This is a genomic window from Pseudomonas sp. B28(2017) (assembly GCF_002113025.1).
Taxonomy (GTDB): domain Bacteria; phylum Pseudomonadota; class Gammaproteobacteria; order Pseudomonadales; family Pseudomonadaceae; genus Aquipseudomonas.
The window spans coordinates 448,876-468,312 of sequence record NZ_NEJH01000001.1 but is presented as its reverse complement, the minus strand read 5'-3'; the positions used below and the strand labels follow the sequence as shown (position 1 = coordinate 468,312).

Here is a 19,437-nt window from a genome sequence, read left to right as displayed (position 1 = left end):
CTCATACCCCCGACAGCTGCAAGGGCAGCTCCCGCAGGCGCTGCCCGGTCAGGGCAAACACCGCATTGGCCACCGCCGGCGCCGTGGGTGGCACACCGGCTTCGCCGATGCCGCCGGGTTTGTCACTGCTGGGCACGATATGCACTTCGACCACCGGCATTTCGTTGAGCCGCAGCACCTGATAGTCGTGGTAGTTGGACTGCACCACCTGCCCGTCCTTGAGCGTCAGTTTGCTGTGCAAGGTGAAGCCCAGGCCAAAGGTAATGCACGACTCCATCTGCGCGGCGATGCTCTGCGGGTTGACCGCAATGCCGCAGTCCACCGCACACACTACCCGGTGCACGCGGATGGCGAGATTGTCCTGGGACACTTCGGCCACCTGAGCCACGTAACTGCCGAACGACTCGTGCACCGCCACACCCAGGGCATGGCCATCCGGTAGCGGCGCCTTCCAGTTGGCTTTCTCCACCGCGAGATTCAGCACACCGAGGTGGCGCGGATGGTCCTTGAGCAAAGTGCGCCGATACTCCACCGGATCCTTGCCCGCTGCCGTGGCCAGCTCATCGATCAGCGACTCCATGACAAACGCGGTGTGGGTGTGCCCCACCGAACGTAACCACAACACGCTGATCCCGGTCTTCGGTGAGTGCAGTTCAATCTGGTGATTGGCCAGCCCTTCGAGGTAGGGGCTGTCGGCCACGCCTTCGACGGAGGTCTTGTCGATTCCGTCCTTGACCATGCTCGCTTCAAGCGAGGTTCCGGCCATGATCGACTGCCCGACCATCACATGCTTCCAGGCCTGTGGCAGGCCGTCGGCGTCCAGCCCGATGCGCGCATGGTGCAGGAACGCCGAACGGTAATAGCCACCACGGATATCGTCCTCCCGCGCCCACACGGTTTTCACCGGTGCACCTGCGGCCTTGGCGACATACACCGCTTCGCTGACGAAATCCGACGTCGGATTGGCCCGCCGCCCGAAGCCGCCGCCAAGAAACTCGGTATGGATCTCGACCTGTTCGGGCTTGAGCCCGGTGATTTTCCCGGCGACCATTTGGTCCAGGGTCTGAAACTGGGTACCGGTCCAGATTTCGCACTTGTCCCTGGTGATGCTCACCGTGCAGTTCAGCGGTTCCATCGGCGCGTGGGCCAGATAAGGCACGCTGTATTCAGCGTCGATGGTCTTGGCCGCCTTGGCCAGCGCAGCCTGGGTATCGCCGGCCTGACCGGCGTTCAGGCCGGGGGTGGCGGCGAGTTTGCGGAAGCTTTCCAGCAGTGCCTGGCTATCGAGCCCGGCATTTGGCCCCGGGTTCCAGTCGATTTTCAGCGCATCGCGCCCCAGCTTCGCCGCCCAATAATGATCGGCAATCACCGCGATGCCTGTCGGCACCTGCACCACTTTGTGTACACCCGGAATCGCCAGCGCTTCGGCGCCTTCAAAGGATTTGACGCTACCGCCGAATGTGGGTGAACGGGCGACCATCGCCGTCATCAGCCCGTCAAACTGCACGTCCATGCCGAATTTCGCCCGACCGGTGATTTTCTCCGGCGTGTCCAGGCGCCTGGTGGGTTTGCCGATCACTCGCCAGTCCTTGGCGTCCTTGAGCTTGATCGAGGCCGGGTCCGGCCGAGGCAACTGACTCGCGTCATCGACCAGTTCGCCATAGGTGGCGCGATGCTCGCCAGCGATGACCACGCCCGACTCGGTTTGAATCCCGGACGGCGGAACATTGAAACGCTTGGCCGCCGCCTCGATCAACATCAAGCGCGCCGCTGCGCCGGCCTGGCGATAGCGGTCGAATTCCATCCAGGTCGAGGTCGAGCCACCGGTGATTTGCATCCCGCCAAACCCGGCCATGCCGTAATCGGCAGCCGATGCCGGAGCATGCTCGACACGGATTTTCGACCAGTCAGCATCGAGCTCTTCGGCAATCAGCATGGTCAGGCCGGTCCAGATGCCCTGGCCCATTTCCGAGTGCCCCAGCAACACGGTGACGCTGTTGTCATTGCCAATGCGCAGGAAGGCGTTTGGCGCAAACACGTTGCCCTGGTTCTCCGCGCCCATGGCGAACCGGTGAGCACCGGGAATGACAAACGCGACCACCAGCCCCCCGCTCAGCCACGCACTGCCCTTGAGGAAACCACGGCGCGATAACGTGTCGATACTGTTCATGGCAACCTCAACCCAGCTCGGCGGCGCGCTTGACGGCGGCGCGAATCCGCGGGTAAGTGCCGCAGCGGCAGATGTTGCCGGACAGTGCCTGATCGATGTCGGTATCGGTCGGTTTCGGAATCTTCGCCAGCAACGCCGCCGCCGACATGATCTGCCCGGACTGGCAGTAACCGCACTGGACCACGTCAAGTTCCGCCCAGGCCTGTTGCACCGGGTGCGAACCGTCCGCGGACAGGCCTTCGATGGTGAGAATCCTTTGCCCGTGGGCCACAGCCGTGGCCGGTGTGATACAGGAACGTAGCGGCGCGCCGTCGACGTGCACGGTGCAGGCCCCGCATTGGGCGATGCCGCAGCCGAATTTGGTGCCGGTAAGGTGGGCCACATCGCGCAAGACCCAGAGCAACGGCATGTCGGCGGGGACATCCAGCTCCTGATCCTGGCCATTGATGTTCAGGGTCAGCATGGCGCAGTTCCTCAGGCTCACGATGATCTGAAGGGGCGTCGCTGCGGTCTTGTACAACCTGCGCGCGCCTCGGGCTATCCCTTCAGCTAAGCGCAAATTTACCGGCAGGCCGTGGCGCATCGACCACCGGTCATGAAAAAGCCGCCTCGAAGGGCGGCCCTGAACGCCCCCTAGAGCCTCGGCCCCAATAAAATGCCGGTGTAGCGCCAGACAAAAACACCGAAAGCGCTACACCACAGCAACGCCGACAGCGCCAGACCCTGACCGGAAAAAGGCACCAACCACACTCGACATACACCCGCCAGCAACAACAGGGCAAACCCCGCAACGATCGCCCTGGACGGCTGCAACAAACGCCCGGTATGCCCCAGGCTGACCCGCGCGATCATCGCCAGGATCAACCCGCCGATACCACCGACGGCCAGCGAATGGGTGGCCAGGCTTTGTTGCGACATCACGCCCAGGTGCCACAGCGCCATGGCCAGCGTCGCCACTGCGAGCCAGGCGTAAGCCAGGTACAGCGACCACAGCAGCGGCACGCGCCACAGGCCGCGGTCATGCCAGCGCCACAGGCGCAGCAGATGCAAACCGCTGATCAACGCAAACAACACTGCCAGCCACACACGTGGGACGTCGTTCAAACCGGCGGCAAAAGACACCGCCGCCAGCATGGCGCTGACCAGCAACACCTTGCCCGGCAACGGATGGGTTGCAGGCGCTGCGGGACGGTTCAAGCCACGCTGGATAAAGAACGGAATCACCCGCCCGCCGATCACGCTCATCAGCGCGGCCACCAGCCACAAAGCGGCCAGCACGCCACGGCGTTGCAGATTGGCGTCATCAACGACAAACCCCAGTAACGTCAATGCCTGACACCCGGCCAACAGCGACACCATCAACAGAATCGGATAATTCTCGCGCTTGCCCGCGGCCAGCAGATCGCGGCCCAACACCCACGCCAACAGCAGCAGGAATGGCGCTTGCAAGGCCAGCAGCAAGGGCGACGGTATCGGCAGGTACCAGGCCAGCCGCGCCAGCAGCCACACCAGCACCAGACCTATCAGCGGCCAGCCTTTGAGCCCCGCTCGGCCGGTCCAGTTGGGCACCGCGGTCAGGAGGAACCCGGCAATGATGGCCATGGCAAATCCGAAGGGCATTTCATGCCGATGCCAGGCAAGCATGCCACCCACCGGTTGCGCACCGGGCAAACGCCCGTACAGCCACAAGGCCCAGATCGCCACGGCGATGGCGGCGAACCAGGCCCCGGCGAGAAAGAACGGGCGAAAGCCAAGGCTGAATAACGGTGCAACGGCAAGCCGGCGCATCATGCCACCACCCGGGCCGGGCCTCGGCTCAGGCGATACTGGGACAGCAGGCGCATGACATAGCCGATTTTCAACAGGGTCGGGCCGAGAATGGTCATGGCGTGCAGGGTCACCAGTACGACGATCGACAGATGGCCGTCGTAAAGATAGGCACCGTAGATACCGGCCAGCAGCATCGCCAGGCCAGCCCCGAGCACACGGCTCGACAATTCAAGAACGTTCTGAGGGTTGCTGAAGAAGTTGAACATGTCCCGTACTCCTGTAGCCGTTCAGTTGTACGTTGGCTGTTTCATGTTCCGTGCCAGTTTTTTACCCCTTAAGAACCAGGCACTTGCGCAAAAACGAGTCATAAAGACACACTCAATAAATAGTCTTATTGACTACACATGGAGTTTTTTTGACTACATCATCACAACACTGGGGCAATTTTCTCGATCTACGGTACGGCCAGACGACCAGAGGCTGACTACTCTGAAAGTCCGGGACATGCGCAATCCGCAGAGGAGTTGGCACCATGCAACGCGTACAAAAACTCACACCCTGCCTGTGGTTCGACGATCAGGCCGAAGAGGCGGCCAAGTTCTATTGTTCGATCTTCGATCATTCGAAAATCACGGCCATCACCCATTACGGCCACGCCGGTTTCGAATTCCACGGCCGGCCCGAAGGTTCGGTCATGACCGTCAGCTTCGAGCTCGACGGGCAGAGCTTCACCGGCCTCAACGGCGGGCCGTTGTTCAAGTTCAGTGAAGCGGTTTCGTTTCAGGTCAATTGCCTGACCCAGGAAGAAGTCGACCATTACTGGGGCAACCTGTCGGCCGGAGGCGTTCCCGAGGCCCAGCAATGCGGTTGGCTCAAGGACAAGTTCGGGCTGTCGTGGCAGATAGTCCCCGTTGCGATGATGGACATGATCAAAGACCCGGACACGAAAAAATCCCAACGGGCCATGCAGGCGATGATGCAGATGAAAAAACTCGATATCGCCGAACTGCAACGAGCCTTTGACGGCGAGAGCTAATACACTCGGGCGCTGACCTGCCGAGGAGTGAGCATGAAGCACGCCGTTGCCAAAAACGCCGACAAGGCCCCGCGCTTCTGGCGCGATGATGCCCTGCCCTTCATCGAAGCCCGCTCCATCGCCGACGGGCGCGAAGTCTGCTACACCCGGCATGCCCACGAGCACTTTTCCATCGGGGCGATCACCGCCGGGCGCAGCACCTATGTCCATGAGCAGTGCGCATTCGAGGTCAGCGCCGGCACGGTCGTACTGATGAACCCCGGCGACGTCCACGCCTGCAACCCGATCGAAGACCAACCCTGGTCGTACCTGATGCTGTACGTCGATACGCCGTGGCTGACCGATTTGCAGCACCAGCTCGGGTTCAGCGATGACACGGCGTTTCGCCGCTTTTCGGTAACCCATACGCGGGACGCCAACCTGTTTGCCGGCCTCGCGGGCTTGTATCAAGTGTTGGTCGACCCGCAGCAGGATGTGCTGCGCAAACACAGCGTGACCGTGGAGTTTTTCACTGATGTGCAGCAGCGATTGAACCCGATCGACCCACCGCTGCGCGAACCCAATTTCAAGCTGGAGCGTGCCGCCGATTACATCCGCGACCACTGCACGCAAACCCTCAGGCTCGAAGACATTTGCGAGGCGGCGCAGCTGTCGCCGTCCTACCTGATCCGCGCGTTCAAGCAGCATTACGGCATGACGCCCCACGCGTTCCTGGTGAACCGGCGCATCCAGTTCGCCCAGGATCAATTGCGCAGCGGCAAGCTGATTGCAGACGTGGCGCTGGAAGCGGGGTTCGCCGATCAGGCGCATTTTCAACGGGCATTCAAACAGCATTTGGCGGCGACGCCGGGGCAGTATCGGGGGTGAATCTGCCGTTACGGCAGCAGTAGATACACCGCGCTCACCACCAGCAGCAACGCCATGGCGCGATTGAACAGGCGCATACCGGCCGGGTTGTGCAAAAAACCGCTCAGAAATGTCCCGGCAAAAGCCCAGCAACCGACCGACAGATAGCAGATCACCAGATAAATCGCCGCGAATTGCCAAACCAGCCGCGCCTCGCCATCGGCGACAAACGCGCCCATGCCGGCCACGCAGGCCAGCCAGGCCTTCGGGTTGAGCCATTGCATGATGGCGCCATACAGCATCGATGGGGCCTGCGCCGATTCACTGGCTTGCACCTGTCCATTGTCAGCCGCCAGCTTGAAGGCCATGTACAACAGAAAGGCCACGCCCGCCCATTGCACCACCCGCGTCAGTGCGGGCCACTGTTGCAACAACTCATGCAGGCCCAACCCCATCAGTACCAACAGCAAGACAAACCCCAGCGTGGCCCCGGCCACGTGACGCTGGCTGGCCCGCAAGCCAAACCGCGCGCCTGAACTCAGCGCCACAATGTTGACCGGCCCCGGGGTGATGGAAGCGACCAGCGCAAATGCCGCCATGGACATCATCAGACTCATTGCACACCTTCTTGCGTCGAGTTGAACAAGGCCCTCAAGGTAAAGTGCCGATCGGCTCGCGTATTGAAGAAAACTGCCCTGCCCGGCTTCGCTATGAGTAATAACCGACGATGCTTTTCACTTTGTTCAGGGCAATACGCAACGAGTCCATGTCCACCGAGCCCAACGCCAGGCGTATCGCGTGCGGCACATGGGCCGAAATCGCAAAGGGCTCGGCCGGCGACACCGACACCTGCTCGCGCATCAGCGCCATCGCGATCTGGTCGGCCCGGGCGTCTTCGGCCAACGGCAGCCAGATAAAGTAGGAGTTCGGGTGACTGATGGTCCTGAGCCCCGCCAGCACCTCGCGGGCCAGGGCTTGCCTGGCCCGGGCGTCCGCCCGTTTCTGCGCTTCCAGCTGACTGACGGTGCCATCGTCGAGCCAGGCCGTGACGATGGCGGTCATCACGCCGGGGGTGTTCCAGGTGGTCGCCATGGTGGTGCGCTCGAAGGCGGCGACCCATTGTACGGGTGCGGCAATGAAGCCAACGCGCAGCCCGGTGGCGACATTCTTCGACAGACCGGACACGTATACCGTTCTCTCCGGCGCCAGCTCGGCCAGTGGTGGCGGTACGTTCTCGGCCAGGAACGCGTAGGCGGCGTCCTCGATGATCGTCAGGTCATGCTGGCGCGCTATCGCCACCAGTCGCTCGCGCTGACCGGCGTCCATCACCCAGCCCAGCGGGTTATGCAAGGTCGGCATGGAGTACACGGCCCGTACCGATCGGCTGCGGCAGAGTTTTTCCAGGGCGGCCAGATCAGGCCCGGTTTCCGTGACCGGAATGGGCAAGACTTCCAGATGCAGCGTTTCGGCCAGCGTCTTGAAACCGGGATAGGTCAGCGCATCGGCGGCGATCACATCGCCGGGCTTGAGCAGCGTCATCATTGTCACCGCCAGGCCATGCTGGGCACCGCTGACGATCAACACTTGCTCGGCCGGCACGCTCAGCCCGCGTTCAACCAGATGGCGCGCGACCGAGGCCCGCTCATGCAGGCGCCCCGCGTGGGGCTGATAGCGCAGGAGGGATTCCAGGTCACCGGACAACGCCAGCTGACGCAAGGCATTGCGCAGCAGGTCGGCCTGGCCCGGCAATGACGGGTAGTTGAAATTCAGGTCAATCATCCCTGCCGCCACCACGTGCTGCGAGATGCCCTGACCTGGCGGCAGCGAGGTCTCTCTGACAAAGGTCCCGCGTCCGGTTTCGCCGCTGACCAGGCCCATGCCCTCCAGCTCGGCATACACTCGGCTGGCGGTGACCAGTGCCAGGCCGTGCTCAGTGGCCAGTTGCCGGTGAGTCGGCAGGCGCGTGCCGGGCGGCAAACGCCCGGAACGGATGTCGGCGGCAAAGGCATCCACCAGCGTTTTATAACGGGATCGAGGCATGTCTAGATGTATCCATGACAATTTTTTGATTGTATCGATAGTCGCTCATACGATGAGTTCAGTGCAATCAGACAATGAGCGTGAACCAAATGGAACGGACCTCGAACCTGCAACACCGAACGCTGGAAAACAGCACCAGCGGCTGGATCAATGGCCTGATCGGCGTGGTGATCTTCAGCGGCTCGCTGCCGGCGACGCGGGTGGCGGTGCTGGAGTTTGATCCGGTGTTCCTCACGGTCGCCCGCGCGACCATCGCTGCAATCCTGGCGCTGTGCCTGCTGTGGTTATTCAAGGAAAAACGTCCGGCGCGCGCTCAACTGATACCGCTGATGATCGTCGCGCTGGGCGTGGTCATCGGTTTCCCTCTGCTGACGGCGCTGGCGCTGCAATACGTGACGTCCGCACACTCCATCGTCTTCGTCGGCCTGTTGCCCCTGGCGACGGCGGTGTTCGGCGTTCTGCGCGGCGGCGAACGGCCACGGGCGGCGTTCTGGATTTTCTCAGTACTGGGCAGCCTGCTGGTGGTCGGGTTTGCCCTGTCCCAAGGGCTGACCGCCTCCCCGCAAGGCGACATCCTGATGCTGCTGGCCATCCTCGCCTGCGGCCTGGGTTATGCCGAAGGTGCGAAGCTGTCGCGCACGCTCGGTGGCTGGCAGGTGATTTCCTGGGCGCTGGTAGTGTCGCTACCGGTCGTGGCGGTGCTCAGCTGGATGCGCATGCCGGCTTCGTTCACCGGCATCAGCACGCCGGCCTGGTTCAGTCTGGCTTACGTCTCGCTGTTCAGCATGTTGATCGGTTTCGTGTTCTGGTATCGCGGCCTGGCCCAAGGCGGCATCGCTGCCGTTGGGCAATTGCAGCTGCTGCAGCCGTTTTTCGGCCTGACCCTGGCCGCCACCCTGCTACATGAACAGGTCAGCCTTGGCATGCTGGGAGTCACCGTCGCCGTGATTCTCTGCGTCGCCGGGGCGAAAAAATTCGCCAGATAGCCCCTTGTACGGTGGTTTACGCCCGTCACTGTATGGGTCTGGCCAGCGCGTTGCCGTGATAAAAATAGCGCTCTTGCTGCAGGAGCCCAGCATGGACCTCGCCACCCTCACCCTTTTTCTGCCGGCCTGTTTCGCCCTCAACATGGCACCCAGCCCCAACAACCTGCTGTCGGTCAGCAATTCGACCCGCTATGGCTGCCGCACCGCGTGTGTGGCCGGCATCGGCCGGTTGCTGGCGTTTGCCGGGATGATTGCCCTCGCCTCGGCGGGGCTGGCTGTGGTGTTGCAAACCTCCGAGCTGCTGTTCTACGCCATCAAGATCCTCGGCGCGGCGTACCTGTTCTACCTCGCCTGGCAATTGTGGCGCGCCGATCCTGGCGCCGAAAACGTGCTCACCACAGCGCCCGTGGGCACGCTGGCGCTGGCCCGGCAGGAATTCCTGGTAGCGGCCGGCAAACCTAATGATGGGCAATATGAAACCTCTCGATAGACCACCTTCGGCCGATTCTGGTGAAAAAGTCGACCATGGTTTCTGCTGCAGAAAAGTATGCGTCCGAGATTGAAGTCTTTACTTTCGGCAGAGGCTTCCGGACTCGGATTTCACGTAGCAGTGTGCAAAAAAGGCGTTTTAACCTCAATGACCAGGCAGTTTGGGCGGACCGACTTTTTCAACAGAATCGGCCAATAGCTGCCCCTTGGCGAGAGGCAGCTTACAACGATGAACCAACGACGATCGTTTCAAACCAGTAGCGACCTGTCCGCTATTGCAAAGGCACATAAATATCGGTCTGCCATTGATCCTGCGGTGTCTCGGGGGAAATGCTTAGATAATCGAAGAACAGCGGCTGGTCTCGAAGCTCCTCGCCGCTGGTAGGGAGCCAGTCGCGATAGATCGGATAGATCGATTCGCCGATGTGATCCGTCGAGCCCACGTGACGCACCACGACGCAGCGCCCGCCAGGGATAACCCTCTCGGTTACGCCGAACTCATTCGCTGCTACCGCTTCGTGAATCTCGCCGCAGATTGCAAACCGGAACTCTTCGGCCGGGGTCGTATCGGGGTTGCCGAAAGGAATACCAAAGCTGCGACTTGATGCCACCGGCGACTGTCCGCTCTGCATGCGCCACTCGATAAATTTACGCACGCTCTCATTAATGAGCCCGGGCGCTCCGCAATGCTCTAATGCTGCAACCCTGACTTCGTGAAACTCCACAATTCGTATCTGCATGATGATGCTCCTGGAAAAATGAGGGATGGTGAACACCGCACTCCAGACCTGCCAATTCGGTTGCTTCCTGAATGCACTCGGCGTCGTACCGAACGCCCGCCTGAACGCCCTGGAAAATGCTTCGGGGCTTTCGAAACCCGCACCGAAAGCGGCGTCCAGCACCGAGTAATCCGCGAGGGAAGACAAGCGATGCGCCGCGCGTCGTAGTCGCATCAGTTGTACATAACGTGAAACAGGCACGCCCACGAACGCGGTGAATTGTCGATGGAAGTGAAACGCCGAAAAATTCGCGACTTGGCTCAACGTCCTCACGGACAAGTCACCTTCGAGATTGGCGTCGATGTAGGCGAGTACCAGGTCGAAGCGTTTTGTGTAGGCGGCGTTGATCAGCAAGTCAGACACTGGATGGAGGCTCCGGGAAATACGGTAGGCAATAGAGTCGACTATACCGGCGTGCCCGCGCCTAGCCGTGTTTGCTCAGGTCGCGATTGAATTGCCTGTTCGACGTGGCCGCCTTGGATGCGCCGTCTTGAAGGTTACCGGGCGGTTCATCTGGGCCTCCAATGGTAAATCCTGTACGACTGACAGCTTCACGCCCTGAGGAAGTCAGTCAACCAAAATCGAGGTTCTTGAGGAGCGTTGAACCACGCTTCCTCAAGGCATTCAAATAGGTGGTTTCATCGTAGAGCGTCCTGGTCTGCCAGACCCGGTACAGAATCCGAATCCACTTAAACGCGAGTGCGCGTACGGTAGCCTGGGTCGAAAGCGGCCCTTCAAATGGTCAACCGCTTCTCCATCGGTTGATAGATCAGCCCGGCAAGCTCGCCCACTTCCCCTGCCAACGCAAAACCGTAACGTTGATAAGCGGCCACTGAAGACAGCGACGCTCTGACTGTTACTACATTGGCCCTGGCCTGCTCCAGAGCCGCATTCACCAAGCGCTTGCCAACGCCGTGGCGCTGCCAGACCGGCGCAACGAACAGCATCGCCACATGACGCCCTTCCTTTAGCTCGATCAGCCCGACCAGGGTTCCCTCTGCGACACAAACCAGCATCAGGTTGTCACTTACCATTCGTTCGGCAAACGCCTTCTGCGCAGCCACCTTTGTGAAGGTTTCCACGCCCTGCGCCGACAGCGAGGGCGCAACCGCCAGCATGAACGCCTCCAGGCACAGGGCATTGGCGCTCGGCAGGTCTTCCTGAGTCATCTTGCGTATCAGCATGGTCGTCGTCCGTGACTTGAGTAGGGGAATTTTTATACCAGAACATCCGACCTTGTGATACGCAGCAACGTCTCTGCGAACAGACACTGCCATGCGCGACAGGTACCGTTATAGACCGGCAGCATCGGGTCGAAACAAGCCCTTCCCGATGTGCGTTGCGACTGCCTAATCACGCTCAGACCAGGCAACCCGAGCGATTGCTAATATAAATTCTTTTAGAGGCACTAACGCCAATAGAAGACTGACTAGTTCCTATAGAAATCGGCAGCAGTGTTCTGCGACCAACTCACTTGGTCATCTTGTCAGGCACGACGCGCCAAAAGCAGCACTGAGGCGGCTGCCGACAACAATACTGCGCATGAGCGATTGAAAATCTGCTTTCCTCTCGGCTGGGCAAACCAGCGACGCAGGTGTAGCCCCATGTAGGCGTATGCACTGATAGCAATCCATTCCAGGACAAGGAACAGCCCGCCCAACACAAGGAACTGGGGAGCTACTGGCGCTGAAGACTCAACGAACTGCGGCAAAAACGCGGTAAAAATCAACACCGCTTTTGGATTTCCGATAGCTACCAAAAACTCCTGCCTAGCCAGCGCGAATAAACCTAATGGAGCAGTCTTTTGGCCGAGCTCGACCTGCGTATCTGCCGTCCATAACTGATACGCCAGATAAATCAGATAGGCCGAACCAAGAATCTTGACTCCATAGAACAGCAACTCCGAGGCTTGCAGCACCACAGCAAGCCCAGCCGACGCCAGCGCAATCATCAACGAAAACGCTGCCAGCCGACCGACGCCAGCCAAGCAAGAAGTGGCGAAACCGTAGGTCGTCGCATTTCTGATCGATAACAAGTTGTTAGGTCCTGGTGCCATATTTAGAGCGAAGCAAGCCGGGAGGAACAGCGCCAAAACGGCAAGATTCATAGTGACTCCTCTGCGAAAGTCGTTATTGATTTATTCAAAAATCGAAACATAAAGGGTCGATACCGAAAATGCCACCAGGCGGGTTGCTGAAACGACAGGCAGTTTTTGATCGATTCTGTTGAAAAAGTCGGAAGTGGTTTCCACTGCAGAAAAGTGCGCGTCTGAGATTGAAATCTGTGTTTGCGCAGAAGGTCCAGGACTCAGATTTGACGTAGCGGCGTGCAAAAAAGGCGCTTTCACCGCTCGATACACGGATAGCCAGGGCGGGTCGACTTTTTCAACAGAATCGATCGAAAGCTGCCGTCCTGCTGGGTGAAATCAAGCTAGGCTCAAGCAACACCAAGGCCATCCTGATTTTCACCGCGTTCCTGCCGCAATTCGTCGATTCGACCCATGCCCTTGCGCCGCAGTTCGTGGTGTTGGGCGTGCTGTTTCTGGTGCTGGAATGGATCGCCATCGGCGCCTATGCCTACATGGGCCTGCACATGCGCCGCTGGTTCGCCAGGCCGTCGGGCAAGCGGATATTCAACCGCTGCTGCGCCGGGTTGCTGTCGGCGGCGTCGGTGCTGCTGATGGCGCGTCGAGCCTGAAGGCTTTGTTTTTTTCTGTGAGAGCTCACTTTCCGGTGCGAAATTCGCTGTCGATTTTCCGGTGGAGGCCACCCATGACGCGATCTATGCTGCGCCCATGAACCTACAAAAAACGCTGCTGCCGCCCCGTGCCGAGATGGTTCGCGCCATGCTCGAGCGAGACACCTCCTACGAGGGGGTGTTTTTCACGGCGGTCAAGACCACTCGAATCTTCTGCCGCCCCGGTTGCACTGCCCGCAGCCCGAAGCCGGAGAACGTCGAGTTCTTTGCCAACACCGAACAATGCCTGTCGGCAGGCTACCGCGCCTGCCTGCGCTGCAAACCGCTGGACAGCGCCGCCAGCGCGCCGGACTGGGTGCAGAAACTGTTCAAATCGGTAGATGCCGCCCCGGAGCAACGCTGGACCGACATCCGGCTACTGGCCGAAGGCATCGAACCACTGAAACTGCGTCGCTGGTTCAAGCAGCATTTCGGCATGACCTTCCACGCGTGGCTGCGCGCCCGGCGCCTGGGTTTGGCATTGGGCGGAATCAAACAGGGCGACTCCATCGACGACGTCGCATTCGATTCCGGCTACGAGTCCCTGAGCGGTTTTCGCGATGCCTTTCAGAAGTCGTTTCACATCACCCCGGGCCGCGCGGCCAACAGCGAGCCGCTGCTGTTCACCCGCCTGACCACGCCACTGGGACCGATGATCGCCATGGCCGAACGGCGTGGGCTGGTGCTGCTGGAGTTTCTCGATCAGCTATCGCTGACCCCTTCGGTCGAAGCGCTGCAAAATCGTTTCGGTTACGCCGTGGCACCGGGACACAACCTGCATTTGCAACAGATCGAAGCGCAGTTGTCCGCGTATTTCGCCGGCACACTCACGGAGTTCAGCGTTGCCCTGCACATGCCTGGCAGCGAGTTTTCCCGGCGGGTCTGGGCTGAACTGGTGAAAATCCCTTACGGCAGGACCACCACCTACGGCGCCATCGCGGCGGCTCTAGGCAAGCCCGGTGCCAGCCGGGCGGTGGGCCTGGCCAACGGGCATAACCGCTTATCGATTGTCGTGCCATGCCATCGGGTGATCGGCGCCGACGGTTCGTTGACCGGCTACGCTGGAGGCCAGCCGCGCAAGGCGTTTCTGCTCAGGCTGGAGAACGCAGCGGTGCAGCTAACGGAGCCATTGGCGTTCTGATCCCCCCACAGATTTTTCATAAGGAAGGAAACTCGATGGACAGGCTCGACAATCAACTGCACCAACTCCATCACGAGGGTTTGCTGATCCTCACCAACGTCGCCGATGCCGCCGGGGCACGGCTGGTGGAGCAACTGGGCAACAAGGCCGTGGCCACCAGTAGCGCGGCGGTGGCCTGGGTGCATGGCTACCCGGATGGCAACACCCTGCCCCTTGAGCGTCTGGTCTCGACCGTCGAGTCGATTGCCCGGGTCATTTCGGTGCCGCTGACCGTGGACATCGAGGCCGGTTACTCCGATGACCTGGAACAGGTGGCAAAAGTGGTTGACGCCGTGATCGCCGCTGGCGCGGTCGGGATCAATATCGAGGACGGTTCTTCGCCGCCGGATTTGCTGGCAAGCAAGATTGAAACTGCGCGCCAGGTAGCCGATCGCCGTCAGGTGAACCTGTTCATCAATGCGCGCACCGATGTCTACTTGCGGGGCCTGGTGCCTGCCGAGGATCGCGTCGCCGAAACCCTCAAGCGTGCCGCGCTGTATCAGGCGGCCGGTGCCAATGGCCTGTTCGCGGCGGGCGTTACCGCGGAGTACGAGATCAAGGCGCTGTGCCGGGGCACCTCGCTGCCATTGAATGTGCTTGGCTTCCCGGGCCTGCCGTCGCCCGAAGTGCTCGAGGCACTTGGCGTACGCCGCCTGACCGCAGGTTCAGGCATCGCCGAATTCCTCTACGGTGCCATGGCCGGCATTGCCAAAAGCTTTCTGCAAACCGGCAAGCTCGATACCCACGACCTGAAGGCCTTCACCTATGGCGAAGTGAACGCCCTGTTGAAACCGTTCGGGAACGTCTGAGCCCATGTCCGACGGCTATCAGGCGGCCTGTGTGTTCCTGGCCGCCATCGATGACGACTGGCGCCGCCACATCGACGCCATCGGCCCGTGCCTGCACCAGCCGCATCCGGCGCGTGATCCGTATGAGTCGCTGGTGCGGGCGATTGCCTATCAGCAACTGCATGCCAAGGCCGGCGATGCGATTGTCGGCCGGCTGCTGGCGCTGTTCGGTTCGGGCTCGTTCCCCAGGCCTGAACAGATCGTCGCGACCGATTTCGACAGATTGCGCAGTTGCGGGTTTTCCGCGAGCAAGATCGCGACCATTCAAGGCATCGCCCAGGCGTCGCTGGACGGCGTGGTGCCGGATTACGCCACGGCGCTGGCCATGGACGATGAAGCGCTGATCGAACGCCTGATCACGCTACGCGGTGTGGGCCGCTGGACCGTCGAGATGTTGCTGATCTACAGCCTGGATCGGCCGGACATCCTGCCGGCCGATGACTTTGGCGTACGTGAGGGCTATAGGCGACTCAAGGGCCTGGAGGTGCAGCCGACGCGCAGGCAGATGACCGAGATCGGGTTGGGGTGGAGCCCTTACCGGACGGTGGCCTCCTGGTATTTGTGGCGGGTGCCCGGGCGGTAGACAGCGTTATCGTTCTTCGCGAGCAGGGCTCGCTCCCACATTGGATCTCAGTGTTTATGAGGTCCCTTGTGGGAGCGAGCCTGCTCGCGAAGAAGTCATTCCAGTCAACACAACATCAACGACCTGTCACAACCCCGATTTCAACCGGCTGAACGCCCGGACCAACGCCCGGTTGAACGCCTTGCCATTGTCATTCTTGCTGTACAGCGAAGCCCTGACCGCGGCCGGCGGATATGTCCCCGGATCATTGCGAATCGCCGGGTCGATCAAGCCGTCCGCCGCCGTGATCGCATTGGCGTAGTGGATGGTGTCGGTGATCGGTGCGATCACTTCCGGGGTCATCAGGTAGTCCATCAGCGCAAGACCGGCCTTTGGATGCGGCGCATCCTTGGGAATGACCATGGCATCGAACCAGATCAAGGTGCCCTCCTTCGGTATGCGATACGTCAGCGAATAGGGTTTGCCCGCTGCCTGGGCCTGGCCCGCCGCGATGCCCACGTTGCCGTTCCACGACATCGCCACGCAGGTGTTGCCGTTGGCCAGGTCGCTGATGTTCAGGTCGTTGTCGAAGTAACGAATGTAAGGCCGAATCTTCGCCAGTTGCTGCTCGGCCAGTTTCAGGTCGTCGAGGTTCTGACGGTTGATGTCCAGCCCCATGTATTTCATGACCGCCGCGAACACTTCGTTGGGATCGTTGAGCAGGCTGACCCCGCAATCGGCGAATTTCGAGACCACGGCTGGATCGAACAGCATCGCCCAACTGGCTGTCGGCGCGTCGGGCAGGCGCTGTTTCACGGCCTCTTCCTGATAACCCACGCCCGTGGTGCCCCAGGCGTAGATCCCGGCATAACGGTTGCCCGGATCGAACACCGCCATGTGCTGGCGGAACTCCTCGCCGACGCCGGCGAAATGTGGCAGTTGCTGCTTGTCGACCGTCTGCACCGCGCCGCTCTCGATAGCCCGGGACAGATGCTGCCCGGCCGTCAGCACCAGGTCGTAGCCACTGCGGCCGGTGAGCAGCCTGGTCTCGACGGTTTCCAGGGAATCGAAGTGGTCGGCCACCACATGGATGCCGGTTTTTTCCTCGAAATTCTTCAAGGTGTCCGGGGCCAGGTACTCGCCCCAGATGTACAGGTTGACCACCGGTCTGGCGGTGTCGGCGGCCTGCACACACAGGGGTGCAAGCACCAGCAGTATTGCTTGAGTCAGTTTGTGCAGGCCCACGATCACGCTCCCTTTTTGCTTGAGCTCGTGGCGGCGTACTGCGGCATGGTGATGCACGCGACGTTGCCGCCACCGAGGAGGATTTCCCGGGAGTTTTCAATACCGACGATGCTGTGTTGCGGGAACAGTTCGGCCAGGGTTGCCAGCGCCACTTTGTCGTTGCGATCACCAAACAGCGGCACCACGATGGAACGGTTGCCGGCGTAGTAGTTGATGTACGACGCGCAGATTTTCGTCCCGGCCTGACGGGTATGGGTACTGTCCTGCCGGTCCAGCCCTTCGGCTTCTTCGGCCGTCCACTCCAGCACATCCGGCTGCGGCAGCTTGTGCACGATCAACTCACGGCCACGACTGTCGCGGGTGCTGCGCAGAATGTCGTAGGCCTCCTGATAGATTTCCCACTGCGGGTCATCGCGGTTGTCGGTCCATTGCAACACCACTTCACCAGGGCGCACGAAGCACGCGAGGTCGTCGACATGGCCATCGGTTTCGTCGAACTTGCAGCCCCGCGGCAGCCAGATGACCTGCTCGGCGCCGAGGTAATCGGTCAGGCGACGGGTGACTTCGTCCTTGCCCAGATGCTGATTGCGGTTGCGGTTGAGCAGACATTGTTCGGTGGTCAGGATGCTGCCCTGGCCGTCGCTCTGGATGCCTCCCAGTTCGGCAATCAGCGGCGCGCGATAGCGGTCGAAGCGTTCGATTTCGAGGATTTTGCTGGCGATCTGGTCGTCCTTGTCCCACGGGTAGTACAGGCCGCCGTCGAGGCCGCCGTAGGCGTTGAATTCGAAATCGACGCCGCGCACTTCGCCGCTCTGATCATTGACCACAAAGCACGGGCCGCTGTCGCGGAACCAGGTGTCGTTGCAGGTCATTTCCACCACACGCACCTGCGGTGGCAACTGACGGCGCGCGGTGGCGAACTGCGCCGCCGAGGCGCACACAGTGACCGGTTCGCTCATGGAAATGGCGGTGACGATCTGCACCCAGACTTTCTGCGCCGGCTTGGCACCGTTGCGCCAGACATCGGTGCGCTCCGGCCAGCCGAGCCAGCAACCGGACTTGGCTTCGAATTCACCGGGCAGACGGAAACCGTCCTGTTTGGGAGTGGTGTCGAGCAAACGTGCCATGGTCAAACCTCTTCAGCAGGGATTGGAATGACCACAGGCTAAGGGCGTTGGCGACTGACTCGCCAACGATGATTATTTCGGAATACTTGAATTCAACTCATCAGTCGAGCAACTGATCATTGAACCACTCCAGCATCTGCGCCACCGCCGGACGCTCCAGCCGCACCCGCTCGCACACCAGCGCATATTGGCCCAGGGCGGTCATGCTCGACGTAAACGGCCGCACCAGCCGACCGCTGAGCAAGTCTTCCTGGGCCGTCAGGTTGTCGCCCATGGCCACACCCTGCCCTTGAGCAGCGGCTTCGAGCGCCAGCCCGGCATGGGCGAAATACAACTGGCGGTCCGGGCGCTGGTCGCCGGCATGGCTAGTGAGCCACGCGGTCCAGGTCTTGCCGTCCTGATCGTCGTGCAGCAGGCAATGGCGAGCCAGGTCCTTCGGGTTTTTTAGCGAGCCCTGGTTGAACAGGCCGGGGCTGCACACCGGGAAGAACTGCAACGCCGGCAGCGGCCTGACGAAATACGCGGTGCTGTCCACCGGCCCGGTGCCGTAGGTGATCGCCAGGTCGATGTCCTCCCCGGGCGCCGTGGCGTCGATCGGTTGTTCGTACAGATGCAGGGTGATGTGCGGATAGCGCGCGTAGAAATCCGTGAGACGACTCATCAGCCACTTTTGCGCCAGCTCGGCGGTGACCGCCAGGCGTAATACCGCCAGGGATGAAGGATCGCGCAGTTCATCGCAGGCATCGCCAATCAGTTCGAAGGCCTGCTGCAGGCTTTGCATCAGGCGACCGGCCGCCAGGGTCGGGCGAATCTGCCGACCTTCGCGGACGAACAGCGCCACACCGAGTTGCTCTTCGAGTTGGCGAATCTGGTGGCTGACCGCGCTGTCGGTGACACACAACTCGGCCGCCGCCCGGCCGAAATGGGCGTGACGGGCGGCGCATTCGAAAGTTCTGAGGGCTGCCAGGGAAGGTAATCGTCGCATGGATTTTAGATCCCGGTTTCGAGGCGCCCATGCTGACCCGGCCATTAGTGTGCGTCCAGTGTGGCACCGGGTCATCGTTCATCGCAGGCACTGTCGACTCTTGTCTTCTAGGCTAATACCGGATCCCCTAAGCCACCGGAGACCACCATGCACCTCGAAGGCTCCTGCCATTGCGGCGCGGTGTCGTTCAGTTTGACCAGCGCCCACCCCTACCCTTACCAGCGTTGCTACTGCTCGATCTGTCGCAAGACCCAGGGCGGTGGCGGCTATGCGATCAACCTCGGCGGCGATGCCGCCAGCCTCAAGGTTCGCGGGCGCAAGCACATCGCGATCTACCACGCACGACTCAAGGAACAAGGCGCCAAACGCGCCCACAGCAGCACCGCCGAGCGGCATTTCTGCTCGGTGTGCGGCTCGGGTTTATGGCTGTTCAGCCCCGAATGGCCTGAGTTGATTCACCCCTTCGCCTCGGCCATCGACACGCCACTGCCGGTACCGCCGGAGCACACGCACCTGATGCTCGGTTCAAAAGCGCCGTGGGTGGAGGTTCGGACGCAGCCCGGGGATCAACAGTTCGATCTTTACCCCGAAGAGTCCATCGCGCAATGGCATGAACGCCTGGGTTTGAGCCGTTAGAT

Annotated in this window: 19 protein-coding genes and 2 pseudogenes; 9 read left to right on the top strand and 12 right to left on the bottom strand. The window is 61.1% G+C overall.

What is annotated here, in order from left to right:
* Position 1 precedes the first annotated feature (1 nt).
* The 4 genes from CAF65_RS02265 to CAF65_RS02250 all read right to left on the bottom strand — a co-directional run bounded on the left by CAF65_RS02265 (position 2) and on the right by CAF65_RS02250 (position 4,206).
* Positions 2 to 2,170: a xanthine dehydrogenase family protein molybdopterin-binding subunit gene (locus CAF65_RS02265; RefSeq protein WP_085714812.1), complete on the bottom strand. Its 2,169-nt coding sequence runs from the start codon at positions 2,168 to 2,170 to the stop codon at positions 2 to 4.
* A gap of 7 nt (positions 2,171 to 2,177) precedes the next feature.
* Positions 2,178 to 2,633 carry a (2Fe-2S)-binding protein gene (locus CAF65_RS02260; RefSeq protein ID WP_085714811.1) on the bottom strand — a complete coding sequence of 152 codons (456 nt, stop codon included), beginning with the start codon at positions 2,631 to 2,633 and terminating at the stop codon, positions 2,178 to 2,180.
* A gap of 170 nt (positions 2,634 to 2,803) precedes the next feature.
* The gene (locus tag CAF65_RS02255) at positions 2,804 to 3,958 is read right to left on the bottom strand and encodes an NnrS family protein (RefSeq protein WP_085715228.1); all 1,155 of its coding nucleotides are present in this window, start codon (positions 3,956 to 3,958) and stop codon (positions 2,804 to 2,806) included.
* Positions 3,958 to 4,206: a transmembrane sensor/regulator PpyR gene (locus CAF65_RS02250; RefSeq protein WP_085714810.1), complete on the bottom strand. Its 249-nt coding sequence runs from the start codon at positions 4,204 to 4,206 to the stop codon at positions 3,958 to 3,960. The genes CAF65_RS02255 and CAF65_RS02250 overlap by 1 nt, the downstream gene beginning before the upstream one ends.
* Before the next feature lie 266 nt (positions 4,207 to 4,472).
* Between CAF65_RS02250 and CAF65_RS02245 the strand changes: the two genes are divergently transcribed.
* Both CAF65_RS02245 and CAF65_RS02240 read left to right on the top strand, forming a co-directional pair.
* Complete coding sequence (locus CAF65_RS02245; protein ID WP_085714809.1) at positions 4,473 to 4,976, top strand: VOC family protein; 504 nt, start codon at positions 4,473 to 4,475, stop codon at positions 4,974 to 4,976.
* Between the two features lie 33 nt (positions 4,977 to 5,009).
* Entirely contained in the window at positions 5,010 to 5,843 is an 834-nt protein-coding gene (locus CAF65_RS02240) for an AraC family transcriptional regulator (RefSeq protein ID WP_085714808.1), read from the top strand.
* An 8-nt stretch (positions 5,844 to 5,851) separates the two neighbouring features.
* On the opposite strand, the gene CAF65_RS02235 is transcribed toward CAF65_RS02240, so the two are convergent.
* Complete coding sequence (locus CAF65_RS02235) at positions 5,852 to 6,439, bottom strand: LysE family translocator (protein WP_085714807.1); 588 nt, start codon at positions 6,437 to 6,439, stop codon at positions 5,852 to 5,854.
* Positions 6,440 to 6,530: 91 nt separating this feature from the next.
* Positions 6,531 to 7,862 (bottom strand): PLP-dependent aminotransferase family protein, encoded by a 1,332-nt coding sequence (locus tag CAF65_RS02230; protein WP_085714806.1) that lies wholly within the window; start codon positions 7,860 to 7,862, stop codon positions 6,531 to 6,533.
* An 89-nt stretch (positions 7,863 to 7,951) separates the two neighbouring features.
* On the opposite strand from CAF65_RS02230, the gene CAF65_RS02225 reads away from it, so the two are divergent.
* Together CAF65_RS02225 and CAF65_RS02220 are read left to right on the top strand one after the other, a co-directional pair.
* A complete protein-coding gene (locus CAF65_RS02225; protein ID WP_085714805.1) occupies positions 7,952 to 8,848 on the top strand; it encodes a DMT family transporter in 897 nt (298 codons plus the stop codon).
* A gap of 91 nt (positions 8,849 to 8,939) precedes the next feature.
* Positions 8,940 to 9,308 (top strand): annotated as a pseudogene (locus CAF65_RS02220) (LysE family translocator); the annotation flags it as partial.
* A gap of 301 nt (positions 9,309 to 9,609) precedes the next feature.
* On the opposite strand, the gene CAF65_RS02215 reads toward CAF65_RS02220, so the two are convergent.
* The 3 genes from CAF65_RS02215 to CAF65_RS02205 all read right to left on the bottom strand — a co-directional run bounded on the left by CAF65_RS02215 (position 9,610) and on the right by CAF65_RS02205 (position 12,223).
* Positions 9,610 to 10,479 carry a GyrI-like domain-containing protein gene (locus CAF65_RS02215; protein WP_085714804.1) on the bottom strand — a complete coding sequence of 290 codons (870 nt, stop codon included), beginning with the start codon at positions 10,477 to 10,479 and terminating at the stop codon, positions 9,610 to 9,612.
* 371 nt (positions 10,480 to 10,850) lie between these two features.
* Positions 10,851 to 11,300, bottom strand: coding sequence for a GNAT family N-acetyltransferase (locus tag CAF65_RS02210; RefSeq protein WP_085714803.1), 450 nt, complete (start codon positions 11,298 to 11,300; stop codon positions 10,851 to 10,853).
* Positions 11,301 to 11,602: 302 nt separating this feature from the next.
* Complete coding sequence (locus CAF65_RS02205; RefSeq protein ID WP_085714802.1) at positions 11,603 to 12,223, bottom strand: LysE family translocator; 621 nt, start codon at positions 12,221 to 12,223, stop codon at positions 11,603 to 11,605.
* A 335-nt stretch (positions 12,224 to 12,558) separates the two neighbouring features.
* On the opposite strand from CAF65_RS02205, the pseudogene CAF65_RS02200 reads away from it, so the two are divergent.
* The 4 genes and pseudogenes from CAF65_RS02200 to CAF65_RS02185 form a co-directional block, all read left to right on the top strand.
* Positions 12,559 to 12,813, top strand: a pseudogene (locus CAF65_RS02200) (LysE family translocator); the annotation flags it as partial.
* 97 nt (positions 12,814 to 12,910) lie between these two features.
* Positions 12,911 to 13,993: a bifunctional transcriptional activator/DNA repair enzyme AdaA gene (locus tag CAF65_RS02195; protein ID WP_085714801.1), complete on the top strand. Its 1,083-nt coding sequence runs from the start codon at positions 12,911 to 12,913 to the stop codon at positions 13,991 to 13,993.
* Positions 13,994 to 14,028: 35 nt separating this feature from the next.
* The gene (locus CAF65_RS02190) at positions 14,029 to 14,841 is read left to right on the top strand and encodes an isocitrate lyase/phosphoenolpyruvate mutase family protein (protein WP_085714800.1); all 813 of its coding nucleotides are present in this window, start codon (positions 14,029 to 14,031) and stop codon (positions 14,839 to 14,841) included.
* A gap of 4 nt (positions 14,842 to 14,845) precedes the next feature.
* A complete protein-coding gene (locus CAF65_RS02185; RefSeq protein ID WP_085714799.1) occupies positions 14,846 to 15,463 on the top strand; it encodes a DNA-3-methyladenine glycosylase in 618 nt (205 codons plus the stop codon).
* Positions 15,464 to 15,589: 126 nt separating this feature from the next.
* Here the strand turns inward: CAF65_RS02185 and CAF65_RS02180 are convergent, their stop codons facing one another.
* The 3 genes from CAF65_RS02180 to CAF65_RS02170 all read right to left on the bottom strand — a co-directional run bounded on the left by CAF65_RS02180 (position 15,590) and on the right by CAF65_RS02170 (position 18,799).
* Positions 15,590 to 16,687 (bottom strand): extracellular solute-binding protein, encoded by a 1,098-nt coding sequence (locus tag CAF65_RS02180; protein ID WP_085714798.1) that lies wholly within the window; start codon positions 16,685 to 16,687, stop codon positions 15,590 to 15,592.
* Between the two features lie 2 nt (positions 16,688 to 16,689).
* Complete coding sequence (aguA, locus tag CAF65_RS02175; protein ID WP_085714797.1) at positions 16,690 to 17,814, bottom strand: agmatine deiminase; 1,125 nt, start codon at positions 17,812 to 17,814, stop codon at positions 16,690 to 16,692.
* A 100-nt stretch (positions 17,815 to 17,914) separates the two neighbouring features.
* A complete protein-coding gene (locus tag CAF65_RS02170; protein ID WP_085714796.1) occupies positions 17,915 to 18,799 on the bottom strand; it encodes a LysR substrate-binding domain-containing protein in 885 nt (294 codons plus the stop codon).
* A 147-nt stretch (positions 18,800 to 18,946) separates the two neighbouring features.
* Between CAF65_RS02170 and CAF65_RS02165 the strand changes: the two genes are divergently transcribed.
* Entirely contained in the window at positions 18,947 to 19,435 is a 489-nt protein-coding gene (locus CAF65_RS02165) for a GFA family protein (protein WP_085714795.1), read from the top strand.
* Positions 19,436 to 19,437 lie beyond the last annotated feature (2 nt).